The organism is Nonomuraea sp. C10 (assembly GCF_008017515.1).
Lineage (GTDB): Bacteria > Actinomycetota > Actinomycetes > Streptosporangiales > Streptosporangiaceae > Nonomuraea > Nonomuraea ferruginea.
Map to the genome: position 1 here is coordinate 4126100 of NZ_VPFF01000001.1, position 12103 is coordinate 4138202.

At 71.5% G+C, this 12103-nt stretch carries 9 protein-coding genes; 3 read left to right on the top strand and 6 right to left on the bottom strand.

Annotation, left to right across the window (positions count from 1 at the left end; all coding sequences use genetic code 11):
* Positions 1-223 precede the first annotated feature (223 nt).
* Together FR742_RS18960 and FR742_RS18965 are read left to right on the top strand one after the other, a co-directional pair.
* Entirely contained in the window at positions 224-1861 is a 1638-nt protein-coding gene (locus FR742_RS18960; RefSeq protein WP_148032178.1) for an NAD(P)/FAD-dependent oxidoreductase, read from the top strand.
* 65 nt (positions 1862-1926) lie between these two features.
* Positions 1927-2877 carry an alpha/beta hydrolase gene (locus tag FR742_RS18965; RefSeq protein ID WP_148032179.1) on the top strand — a complete coding sequence of 317 codons (951 nt, stop codon included), beginning with the start codon at positions 1927-1929 and terminating at the stop codon, positions 2875-2877.
* A gap of 58 nt (positions 2878-2935) precedes the next feature.
* Here FR742_RS18965 and FR742_RS18970 read toward each other — a convergent pair whose 3' ends face one another.
* The 6 genes from FR742_RS18970 to nhaA all read right to left on the bottom strand — a co-directional run bounded on the left by FR742_RS18970 (position 2936) and on the right by nhaA (position 10704).
* Complete coding sequence (locus FR742_RS18970; protein ID WP_148032180.1) at positions 2936-5158, bottom strand: hypothetical protein; 2223 nt, start codon at positions 5156-5158, stop codon at positions 2936-2938.
* A gap of 73 nt (positions 5159-5231) precedes the next feature.
* Positions 5232-6638, bottom strand: coding sequence for a hypothetical protein (locus FR742_RS18975; RefSeq protein WP_148032181.1), 1407 nt, complete (start codon positions 6636-6638; stop codon positions 5232-5234).
* Positions 6639-6707: 69 nt separating this feature from the next.
* Complete coding sequence (locus tag FR742_RS18980; RefSeq protein ID WP_261808618.1) at positions 6708-7667, bottom strand: arabinan endo-1,5-alpha-L-arabinosidase; 960 nt, start codon at positions 7665-7667, stop codon at positions 6708-6710.
* A 274-nt stretch (positions 7668-7941) separates the two neighbouring features.
* Positions 7942-8166: a hypothetical protein gene (locus tag FR742_RS18985; protein WP_148032182.1), complete on the bottom strand. Its 225-nt coding sequence runs from the start codon at positions 8164-8166 to the stop codon at positions 7942-7944.
* 75 nt (positions 8167-8241) lie between these two features.
* A complete protein-coding gene (locus FR742_RS18990; RefSeq protein WP_261808619.1) occupies positions 8242-9393 on the bottom strand; it encodes a CdaR family transcriptional regulator in 1152 nt (383 codons plus the stop codon).
* A gap of 54 nt (positions 9394-9447) precedes the next feature.
* Positions 9448-10704: a Na+/H+ antiporter NhaA gene (gene nhaA, locus FR742_RS18995; protein WP_148032183.1), complete on the bottom strand. Its 1257-nt coding sequence runs from the start codon at positions 10702-10704 to the stop codon at positions 9448-9450.
* Positions 10705-10946: 242 nt separating this feature from the next.
* Between nhaA and FR742_RS19000 the strand changes: the two genes are divergently transcribed.
* Entirely contained in the window at positions 10947-12095 is a 1149-nt protein-coding gene (locus FR742_RS19000; RefSeq protein WP_148032184.1) for a glutamate--cysteine ligase, read from the top strand.
* Positions 12096-12103: the final 8 nt, after the last annotated feature.

The following is a 12103-nucleotide window of genomic DNA, read 5'->3' on the forward strand; positions in this document are numbered from 1 at the left end:
CGCGGCACGGCGGGCCGCGCGAACAGGGGCCAGCTGGTTCACCGAAGCGGCCGCGCCACACCAGGGCCCGCCGCCTCCTCCCCCCGGATCCACCCTCCTGAGCTCATCACTCCGTGACCGCGGGGCGATGACGAGCACCCTCATGGCCGGGCGGCGCCCGTGGACACACGGCATCCGCCCGGCACCTGTCGAGGCATCACTTCCACCACCCCCAGGAGGACGCATGTCCGCACCCCCCTCTGACTCTCAGCCCGCCTCGCGCGCCGTGCCCTCCTCCGTCGACGTCGTCGTCGTGGGCGCGGGCTTCTCGGGCATGTACCTGCTGCACAAGCTCCGGGAGATGAACCTGTCCGCGGTCGCCTTCGAAGCGGGCACCGACGTCGGCGGCACCTGGTACTGGAACCGCTATCCCGGTGCCCGGGTGGACGTGGAGAGCCTGGCGTACTCGTACTCGTTCTCGGAGGACCTCGAGCAGGAGTACGAGTGGCAGGAGCGCTACCCCACCCAGCCGGAGATCCTGCGGTACGCGCGGCACGTCGCCGACCGGTTCGACCTGCGCCGGGACATCTTCTTCCGGACACGCGTGAACGCCGCCGCGTACGACGAGCAGGGCCGGACCTGGCGGGTGCGCACCGAGCACGGGGACGCCGTCACCGCCCGCTTCCTCGTCATGGCCACCGGCTGCCTGTCGGCCTCGAAGCTGCCGGAGATCCCCGGGCTCGACCGCTTCGCGGGCGCCACCTACCACACCGCGCACTGGCCGCACGAGGGCGTGGACTTCACCGGGCTGCGGGTCGGGATCATCGGTACGGGGTCCTCCGGCGTGCAGTCGATCCCCGTGATCGCCGAGCAGGCCGCGCAGCTCACCGTCTTCCAGCGCACCCCCGCCTACAGTCTCCCGGCGCGCAACCGCAGCCTGCGCCCGGACGAGATCGCCGCCATGAAGGCGAACTACCGGACGTTCCGCCAGGCCCAGAAGGAGTCGGGGTTCGGTGTCCCCACGCCGATCCCGACGAAGTCCGCCCTGGAGGTCTCCGACGAGGAGCGCGACGCCACCTTCGAGCGGGCCTGGGAGAGCGGCAGCCTGGTCAACCTGCTGACCGCGTACGCCGATCTCAGCATCGACCAGGCGGCCAACGACACGGCCAAGCGGTTCATCCACCGCAAGATCCACCAGATCGTCGAGGACCCGCGGACCGCTGCGGACCTGTGTCCCGAATATCCCGTCGGGACCAAGCGCCCCTGTCTGGACACCGGCTACTACGAGACGTACAACCGGGAGAACGTGCACCTGGTCAACCTGCGGCGCACCCCCATCGTGGAGATCACCGAGCGCGGCATCCGCACCTCGGACCAGGCGTACGAGTTCGACGTGATCGTCTACGCGACAGGGTTCGACGCGATGACGGGCGCGCTGACGAGCGTCGACATCCGGGGCAGGGGCGGGGCGCCGCTCGACGAGGCCTGGAGCGCCGGCCCTCGCACGTACCTGGGGATCAGCTCAGCGGGCTACCCGAACCTGTTCATGATCACCGGTCCGGGCAGCCCGTCGGTGCTCTCGAACATGGTCGTCTCGATCGAGCAGCACGTCGACTGGGTGACCGACGCGATCGCGTATCTCGACCACCAGGGCCTCACCACGATCGAGCCCACCCAGGAAGCCGAGGACGCCTGGGTGGACCACGTCAACCTGATCGCCGACGCCACTCTCTACCCCAAGGCGAACTCCTGGTACATGGGGGCCAACGTGCCCGGCAAGCCGCAGGTCTTCATGCCCTACGCCGGCGGTGTCGGCGAGTACCGCAAGACGTGTGACGAGATCGCCGCCCAGGGCTACAAGGGCTTCGCGCTCTCCGTCTGAGCCCGCCGGGACCCTCAGAACACCCACTCCAGACCACCGGATTCATGACCCCCATGGAGGGCTCGATGTCCCGTCGTGACCTGATAGACCCGGAAAGCCGCATCCCCCTGGACGCGCTGCTCGGCATGATGCCCGGCGGCTTCAACGCCATCCCCGACATCGTCCAGCGCCGAGCCGCCGTCCAGGGCATGATGAGCGCGATCGAGGTGCCGGACAACCCGAACGTCACCAAGGAGGACCGGACCGTCCCCGGCCCCGACGGGGAACCCGACATCTCCGTGCGGATCTACCGGCCGGTCAACGCGTCCGGCACCCTGCCCGGCATCTACTACATCCATGGCGGCGGCATGATCCTCGGCGACATCGCCGGAGAGGACGCCACCGCCACGATGATCTGCGACCAGGTCGGCGCCGTCGTGGTCTCCGTCGAGTACCGCCTCGCCCCCGAGCACCCCCATCCCGCCCCGGTCGAGGACTGCTACGCCGGCCTGGCGTGGACCGCGAAGAACGCCGCCGACCTGGGCATCGACCCGGAACGCCTGGCGATCTACGGCGCCAGCGCCGGCGGCGGGCTGACCATCGGCACGGCGCTGCTGGCACGCGACCGCGGCGGACCCGCGATCACGTTCATGATGCCGATCTACCCGATGATCGACGACCGGAACGAGACGCCGTCCAGCCACGAGATCACCGACATCGGCATCTGGGACCGGGCGGGCAACATCGAGGCCTGGGCCTGGTACCTCGGCGGCAAGGACGCCGACCAATACGCCGCCCCGACACGCGCCGAGGACCTGGCCGGCCTGCCGCCGGCCTTCATCGACGTCGGCACCGTCGACCTGTTCCGGGACGAGGACATCGCCTTCGCGCAGCGACTCATGCAGGCGGGCGTCCCGACCGAACTGCACGTCAACCCGGGCAGCTACCACGCCTCCGAGACGTTCGCCGCCGAGGCCCCGCTCTCCCTGCGGATCTGGGCCCGGCGCATCGATGCGCTCAAGCGGGCCCTGGCCTGAGTGACAGCTCCGGCGCCGTGGGCGGGGCTCCCGCCCACGGCACCGGTTGTGTCGATCGTCACGCCGGCCTGGCCAGCCTGGCGAAGGAGAGCACGACCACCGTGGACAGCAGCCATCCCAGCAGGCCGGCGACGTTGAGCAGCCCCGACACCAGTGAGCCGCCGCCGGTGCGCGTCTCCGGGTACCACGTCGCCCGCTGGCCCAGGGACAGGAGCGGGACGACGGTGTCGACGGTGTAGAAGAGCGGGTCGAAGCAGCGCACCTGGCCGTCGCCGCACGGACCGGGCCGGGGATCCCGGCGGGACACGGTGACGGTGCTGTCGTCCTCCGGGGTCGCCGCCTCGACGGTGACCAGGCGGCCGTCCGCCGCGTACACGTTGCCGCGCGGGTCGGTGGCGCGCAGGGTCTCCTGCACGGCCGGGGTGAGCAGCATGGCGTAGACGAGGACGAGCAGGGCGCCGAGCAGCCAGAGCACGCGTCCGGGGCGGTAGCCGTAGCCGACGGTGAGGCCGTAAAGGGCGTCGATGGTGTCCCTGATCCAGCCGCGCCGGGGCGCCCGGCGGCGCAGTTCCATGAGCAGGTGCTCGGCTTCGACCGGGCGGCCGTGCTGGCGGAAGACCCGGGCCGCCTGCTCGTACGGGCTCGCGTCGTACGAGGTCATGGACCGGAGCCAGTCGCGGCGCTGCCGCCAGTCCCAGGCGTCGTCGAAGCGGTCGTAGACGAAGCCGGAGATCGCCGTGTCGGACGGCCAGCGGGTCACGTCGTCGGCGAGGACCGTGGTGGCCGCGCCGGTCAGGTCGACGTGCGGCGGCACTTCGGCCCAGCGCAGGCGCATGCCCTCACGCGTGGTGGCCGACACGGCCTTGATGCCGGCGGTGAAGGTGCCGTCGTCGCAGTCGAGCCGGCCTTCCGCGGCGCACCGGTTGAGCACGACCTCGCCGTCCGCGGTGAAGCCGGCGCTGAGCAGGATCGGGCCCCGGATGAGGGCCTGTTCGAGGGAGAGCGCCTGGCCGCCGGGGTTGTGTAAGCGGGCGTTGCGGACGTTGACCACGCCGCCGACCGTCGCGGCGCGGAAGCCGAGCCGGCCTCCCTCGGTCTTCACCTCCCGCATGTTGACCATGCCGTCGATCACGGCGCCCTGGGCGGAGATGACGGAGGTCTCCTCCGGGTGGCTCCAGCGGGTGCCCCGCAACGTGAGGTCGCCCCGGATGTGGGCGCCGGCCAGGCGGAGCGTGCCCTCGACGGTCGCGCCCTCCTCGATGAGGAGTCTCGACCGCAGCTCGGCGTTGGTCAGGTCGAGGGCGCGGCCGCCGGGGACGGTGAAGACGCTCTCGCGGCTGATCTGGATGGTGCTGAAGGATCCCATGCTCAGGTCCACGCCGCCGCTGATCCTGCACTCGCCCTCGATGCCGAGGGGTCCGCCGACGACGAGTCCGGGGGCGCTGATGGCGGTGCCGGTGCTGCGGCCGCTGGTGTAGTTGACGCCGGTCACCGGGCCTGTGGGGTCGATGGTGGCATTACGGATCAGGACATGTCCGGAAATGCGGGTGTTGCCGAGGTCGATCCGGCCGCGGACCAGCGGGCGCCTGCCGGTCTGGTCGTCGATGAGGAACACGCTGCCGCCGATCTCGGCGTCCCCCAGGTCCAGCGCCAGGTCCTGCTGCGGGCGGGTGAGGCTGGCGCCGGTCAGGTCCAGCGACCCCTCGACCCGCGCGCCGATCAGCCGCAGCGCGCCGCGTGCCTCGAACCGGTGCAGCAGCCGGATCGTCCCGCCGACCCTGATGCGATCCGCCTGGATCGCCCGGCCCTCGGACTCGATGAGCGTGTCCAGGCAGAGCAGGCGCCCGCCGATCTCCGACTCGCACAGCCAGACGGCCGCGGTGGACGAGGTGCTGGCGGGAGTCCGGAGGTCGCCGGTGATGCGTGACCTGGACAGATCCAGGTCCCGCCGTACGCGCAGGCCGTTGGCCAGCAGGCCGGGGACCGCGCAGCCGTCGAGCGCCAGCAGGTGGAGGTCGGCGCCGTCCAGGTCGAGGGGCTCGTCGAACACGCACCCGACGAAACGGAGCGGGAAGGTGACCGCCATCCCCGTCAGGTCGAGCCCGCCCGTGATCCTGGCCCCCTCGATCACCAGGCCGCGGGGGTCGATCTCCGCCGGGTCCCGCCGGCACACCTTGCGCACGAGATCGGCGTCGACGACGAGCTCTTCCCCGCGTGACGCCCGCACGACCTGGCCGGCCCGGCAGGCCCGCAGCAGGGCGGCCTCGCCGAAGGACGTCACGACGGGTACGCGATCGCAGACATGGCCATGAGGCCAACCTAGCGCTGAACGATCTCCGCGTCCCGGGCGGAGCCTAGCGGCCGTACAGCCCGGCGAGGCGCTCGCGCAGGTCGGCGCCGTAGTCCCGGTGGTAGACCTGGGCGGAGCAGTAGACGGGGCCGCCGTTACGTGACAGGCCGGACGTCCAGGTGGCGGCGTTCTCGACGCCGGGATCGCTCAGCTGGATGCCGGTCAGCGCGATGTCGTCCACACTCACGTCGACGAAGTAGTTCGTCACGCCCTTGAGCTCGAACAGCCGCCACTGGAGCTTCGCGCTCGTCCGCCCGGCCAGCTGGTCCGTCAGGTCGATCGTGGCCTTGGTCCACGTGTCCTTGGCGTCGGCGGTGACGTCCCGCTGCCACACCAGTTTCCCGTCCACGAGAAGCTGCTTCTTGTGGTGGCCGGCCGGGCTCTCGGAGCCGCGGCCGTCCCGGTGGTAGAAGGTGACCGTGCGCTTGGTCGCCCCGGGCGTCAGCTGGACCGTGCGCTCGGCGCCGCACCACATCCCGGCCTTGGTCGGAGTGCCGGACTCGACGACGAAGCTCAACCGTCCGTCGCCGGTGCGGGAGAGGTCGTCGGTCGCGGGGCGCGTCCAGTTGGCGTCGCGGGGCATGAGCGGGAGCTTGTACTGGATGACGCCCGCGGCCTCTCCCGCGCGGACGAGGTCGAGCGCCTGCTTCGTGATCGTCTCGACGTAGGACACCGTGGGCTTCTGCGCGGCGTGGCTCAGCGGGTGCGCGTACGGCATCACGTAGACGTCGGTGCCGGGAAGGCGCTGGGCGAGCTGCTTGACCTGGTAGGACAGGCTCCACGACCAGGAGGTGTCGCGGTGCGGCGAGTCCCTGAACGGGAAGATCACGCCGTCCAGGAGCGGGATCTGCTGGGCGATGAAGTCGTCGGTGAACTGCTTGTAGTAGACGGTCGGGTTGAAGGTGAACGCCGGGTTGACCGCCTTGGCGGCGTCCCTCATCTGGCGGACGTACGCGGGGGTGAAGGTCTTCCCGATGTCGTAGGCGTAGTCGTCCACGGTCCAGCCGACCAGGTTCGGGTGAGTCTTGGAGAGGGTGGCGAGCTCGCGGGACCAGGCCACGTAGTCGTGCTTGAACGGACGGGAGACGCAGCAGCCCTGCTGGCTCGGCGAGTACACCATCACCCACACCTTGATCCCGGCGTCGGCGGCGGCCGGCAGGAACTCCTCGCGCAGGTCCTCCCAGTGCACGTTGTCACCGGCCATCGGATAGACGTACGTGTTCGCGTTGAGGGCCTTCAGGGCCGCGATCATCGCCTTGGTGTCCATGTGCCTGATCCCGTCGTCCCGTGGCGCCTCCTCCCTGATGAGGTTGCCTTCCGTCCCCCGCACACCGGGGACGTCGGCGTGGACGACGCCGGGGATGAGCGCCGGCAGGAGGGCGGCGAGGGTCGCGAGCGCCAGACGGGTCACGGGGGTCCTTCAAGATCAGACGATGGAGGGCGTCAGCCTAGTGACCACCGGTATGCCGGCGGTAAATCGTCAGCTCACGTGCGGCCAGCCGTCGGCGTCCCAGGCGAGCCGGTTGAGCCCGAGCTTGGGTGTGCCGCCGTCGTCGCCGTCGTAGTAGTGGTAGACGAGCACGTCGCGGCCGCGGTCGCGCATGACGCTCTGGCCGCCGGGGCCGACGAAGCGGCCGTGGGTCTCCAGGAGCAGGGTGCCGCCGCCGGTCATCATCGGCTGCCCGTCGCGGCCGGTGTACGGGCCTGTCGGGCTGGTCGAGCGGCCGACCTTGATCTTGTACGTGCTGTCCAGGCCCGCGCAGCAGCGGTCGTAGGAGGCGAACAGGTAGTAGTAGCCGCCGCGCTCGACGATGTCCGGCGCCTCGACCGCGTACGGCGCGTCGGGGCGGGTGGCGAGGTGGTACAGGGTGCGGTCCTTCTCGTGCCGCAGTCCGGTACGGGGGTCGAGGCGGATCATGCGGATGCCGGTCCAGTACGAGCCGAAGCTCAGCCACCAGCGGCCCTCGCGGTCGACCAGCAGGTTGGGGTCGATGGCGTTGTGGTCCATGCCGAGCTCGGTGGCGTACACGATGCCGCGGTCGGTCCAGCTTCCCGGGCGGCCGGTGCGGCTGGTGGCCAGGCCGATGGCCGAGTGGTTGCTGCCGAAGCTGGAGACGGCGTAGTACATCAGGTATTTCCCGCGTTCGTGGGAGATGTCGGGGGCCCAGGGGTCGTTCTCGGCCGAGTACGTGCTCCACCAGGCGGGCGGCGTGTCGAACGCGTCGCCGGCGCGGGTGAACGTGACCCCGTCGGCGGAGGTGCGGGCCTCCAGGTGGCCGTGGGTGGAGTACAGGACGTAACCGAACGGGGTGCGGATCATCGTCGGGTCGTGCACGACCGTGTCACCGGCGACCTGGCCGGGCGGCGGGTAGGCCAGCGCGGGAGTGGTGTTGAGCAGCAGGGTGACGACGGCCGCCATGACGGTGATGGCTGGGCGCACGATGGGTCCTCTCCTGGTGGGGGGTGGAGGAGACCGTGCGCCAGGGGTCGAGGGGAATATAGACACGAATCATGACAACGGTCAACGCCCTTGACTGGCGGTGGCGGTCGGCGTACTTTCGTGCGGACACGCAGTGATAACGCTAACAGCGTCGCCGGAGACCGTGCGCCACACAGAACCCGGCCGCGCGGCACCGGCTCACCCGAACCGGGCGAGCGCCTGGTCGTAGAACCGGTCTTGGCGTCCCGGCCGTCGGCCCTGGTGAGGGCGATGGTCACGTATCGCGCGCCGGTCTCGTCCGGATGTCGACGGTGGCCCCGTTACGCGGGATGCTCCTGCGGAGCACCTTGGCGTTCCTGCCGATGGTGCGGACCACCTGCTGGTCCGAGATCGTCAGCCAGCCGCCGATCCAGCCGTTCTCACTGTCGATCGAGGTGAAGCCGTGGACGGCGCCGGGAACGGTCACCGACCCGTCGGCGTTCGACCTCGCGCGTGGCATCGTCCACCGATGTGGAGGGCTGCCCAAGATGCCGCCCAGTAACCCGAGAAAGAATTCGAGGATCACCCTCCCAGGCTACGTTCCAGGAGAGGACTGCGCGCCGGGCCAGCCCAGGAGGCGGGCGCCCAGGGTGGCCGTCTCCAGGGCGTGCCGCTGGATGGGGTTGCCGAGGTCGTAGCCGGTGAGCCGCTGGATCCGGCCGAGGCGGTAGGTCACCGTGCGGACGCCCACGTGCAGGCGGCTCGCCGTCGCGGTGGCGACGGCGCCGCTGGCGAAGTAGGCGAACAGCGTCTCCAGCAGGGTGGCGGGACCGCCTCTGGCTGCCCGCAACGGGCCGAGCACGGCCTCGACCAGCTCGGCGATCGCCGCCCTGTCCCGCAGCAGCACCTGAAGGACGAGCAGCTCGGACGCGTACAGCACCTCCTGCTCCAGCTCCAGGAGGCGGCCGAACTCCACCACGCTGCGCGCCTCCTCGAAGGAGCGCACCACCCCGCCGGGCCCCTCGTGCGCGCGGCCGACCCCGACGCGCAGCGACTCCTCCCCGCCCAGCGCCTGGCGCACGCGCGCGGCGAACGCCTCGCTCACGCCGTCCGCGTGACCGGGGGCCACGCACACCAGCAGGCCGTCCTTGGTCGCGATCAGCACGTCCCGTACGTCCATCGCGGCCTCGACGTGGCGGGCGACGGGGCCGCCGTCGTGGAAGGGGCGGCCGGCCTCGGCGACGCAGACGAGGTGGGCGGCCGCCAGGCGCAGCCCGAACCGCCCCGCGCGTTCGACCACCGTGCCGAGGTCCCCGCGCCCCTGGAGCAGGTCGTCGACGAACTCCCGGCGTACGGCCTCCTCCCGGCGGATCTCCAGCCGCTGGGCTTCCTCGTACCCCTCGACCAGCGCGCCGGCCGACCGGTCGGCGGCCCGGAAGATCGCCTCCCCCGCGGACCGCAGCTCCTGCGCCCGCCGCGCGCCGACGATCCCCGGCAGCGTCGGCCAGGCCAGCCAGGTGGCGCTCAGGTGGACGTCGATGACGGCGCGCAGCGGGATGCCGTCGCGTGCCGCCGTCTCACCGCACTCGCGCATGCGCGCCAGCGCCGCGCTGTCGAGATGCCCCTGGGTCCTGCTCACCTGGGCCAGCAGCGGCAGGTACTCGCCGAGCCAGCGGGCGGGCACGCCGCCCGCGTCGGCGCTCGCGCGTGCGGCGATCTCCTCGAGGTCGAATTCGGGTACGGTCACGGTGCGGCTCTCCCCCGAAGGCCCGCGCTCTGGATTGCCGAGGTCCGGCAAGCGTCACTGTAGCGTTCCAACCTGGCGCGCGGCGTCGCGGTCGTCGGCTTCCTGGATGCGCCGGTAGGCCCGGTTGCGCAGGCGCAGGATCACCGCGGCCAGCAGGGCGGCGGTGACCGAGCCGGCCAGCACCGCCAGCTTGACGTGGTCGCCGCCGGTCCCGAAGGCCAGCTCGCCGATGAGCAGCGACACCGTGAAGCCGATCCCGGCCAGGATCGACAGGCCCAGCACGTCGAGCCAGCTCAGCCCCTCGTCGAGCTGGGCGCGGGTGAACCGGGCCACCAGCCAGGTGGCGGCCATGATCCCGATCGGCTTGCCGGCGACGAGGCCGGCGACGACTCCCACGGCGACGGGGTCGGTGAGCGCGGTCGCGAGGCCGTTCAGCCCGCCGAGGTGCACACCGGCCGACAGGAACGCGAACAGCGGCACCGCCACCCCCGCCGACAGCGGCCGGAAGCGGTGCTCGAAGTGCTCGGCCGGCCCCGGGCCTCCGCCGTGGACGACGGGCACGGCGAAGGCGAGGAGCACGCCCGCGACCGTGGCGTGGACCCCGGAGGCGTGCACCAGCGCCCAGACCGCGAACGCCAGGGGCAGCAGCAGCCACCAGGAGCGGACCCCGCGCCGCACCAGCACCGCGAAGACCGCCAGCGGGACCAGGGCCGCGAGCAGCGGGACCGGCGCCAGGTCACCGGTGTAGAAGACGGCGATGATGACGATGGCCATCAGGTCGTCGACCACGGCCAGGGTGAGCAGGAAGGTCCGCAGCGCCGGGGGCAGGAACGTGCCGAGGACCGCGAGCACCGCCAGCGCGAAGGCGATGTCGGTGGCCGTGGGGATCGCCCACCCGGCCGCGGCGCCGTCGACGTTCCTGGTGGCCAGCAGGTAGAGCGCGGCGGGGACGACGACCCCGCCGAAGGCCGCCGCGACCGGCACCGCGGCACGCCTCACCTGGCGCAGGTCGCCCGCGACGAACTCCCGTTTCAGTTCGAGCCCGGCGACGAAGAAGAAGACGGCCAGCAGCCCGTCGGCCGCCCAGGTGGCCAGGTCGAGGCGCAGATGCAGGGAGGCGGGGCCGACGGTGAAGCCGCGGATCGCCTCGTACACCCCCGACCAGGGCGAGTTCGCCCATATCAGGGCCAGCGCCGCGCCGCCCAGCAGGAGAGCTCCTCCGATGGTCTCCTTGCGCAGGATGTCGGCGATGCGGCGGGCTTCCGCCCACGAGCCGCGGCCGAAGAGACGGCGGCGTCCGGCGTCGGTCATGGCCCTCCAGATGGGAAACGGTTTTCACATCAAGGCTGGTGTACGGGCATGACGGCGGACAACGACGGCGGCCCGCAGTCTCCCGGCGCGAACGTTGCCGACGACCGGCAAAGTCGGTGGAGGACGCGGCGGAACACCGCCCGGACGCGCCGTCCCCGCGACCGCGCACAGTGATCGATCCCACGTGAGGAAGGCCTTTTTCAGGGGAGGGGGCATGTCATACGGGCACGAAGGAGGTACTGGTGGCGGGTGACGCGGGATCGATCCGGGTGGGGGTCGAGGAGGAGTTCCATGTGGTCTCCCTGGACACCCGGCGCCTGACCGGGCACGCCGATCTGTTGCTGGAGCAGTTGCCGCCCGATCGTTTCACCCACGAGCTGCAGCGTTCGATGGTGGAGTCCAACAGCTCGCCCTTCCTGCGGCTGGACGACCTGGCGCGGGACCTGGGCGACCTGCGCGGGCGGCTGATCGGGCTGGCCGACGAGGCGGGCCTGGGGATCAGCGCGGCGGGCAGCCCTCCGCTGGTGGACATGCACGAGCTGAAGGTCTCCCCGGACCCCCGCTACGAGCAGATGCTCAGCGACTACCAGCAGCTCACCCGCGAGCAGCTGATCTGCGGCACCCACGTACACGCGGAAGTGGACGATCCAGACCTGGCCGTCGCCGTCGCGCACCGGCTGACGCCGTGGCTGCCGCCGCTGCTGGCGCTGTCGGCCAGTTCCCCCTACTGGGACGGCGACGACACCGGATACGCCAGCTACCGCAGCCTGGTGTGGCGGCGCTGGCCCACCGCCGGTCCCATCGCGAAGTACGACTCCGCCGCCGAGTACCAGGAGATGATCAAGGAGCTCATCCGGTCGGAGGTGATCAGCGATCCCGGGATGATCTACTACGACATCCGGCCGTCGCAGCATGTGCCCACGGTGGAGCTGCGGATCTGCGACTCCTGCCCCCGGCTGGAGGACATCGTGCTGATCGCGGGGCTGTTCCGGGCGCTGGTGGCCAGGGAGCTGGAGGCGGTGCGCCAGGGCGTGGAGCGCGAGGTGCACCTGGAAGCGGTGCGGGCGGCGACGTGGCAGGCGGCGCGGTCCGGGCTGGAGGGCGAGCTCATCGACCCGGTGGGCGGCGTGCCGCGGGCCGCGCCCATGGTGATCCGGCGCCTGGTCGAGGGCCTGCGGCCGCAACTGGAAGAGTCGGCGGACTGGGAGCTCGTCTCCGGGCTGACCCGGGAGGCGCTGGCGCGGGGCAGCTCGGCGGCGCGCCAGCGCCAGGCGTTCGCCCGCCGGGGGCGGCTGGCCGACGTCGTGGACCTGCTGCTGGCCGAGACCCGGGCCTGCGAGTGGAACCGGCCCCTCGGCGACTCCCCGCCGTACCGGTCCGCGGCGTCCTGAAAGGGAAA

Coding starts and splice junctions, on each gene's coding strand:
- FR742_RS18965 (WP_148032179.1), top strand. CDS start 1,927: ATGTCCCGTCGTGACCTGATAGACCCGGAAAGCCGCATCCCCCTGGAC.
- nhaA (WP_148032183.1), bottom strand. CDS start 10,704: ATGACCGACGCCGGACGCCGCCGTCTCTTCGGCCGCGGCTCGTGGGCG.
- FR742_RS18985 (WP_148032182.1), bottom strand. CDS start 8,166: ATGCCACGCGCGAGGTCGAACGCCGACGGGTCGGTGACCGTTCCCGGC.
- FR742_RS18960 (WP_148032178.1), top strand. CDS start 224: ATGTCCGCACCCCCCTCTGACTCTCAGCCCGCCTCGCGCGCCGTGCCC.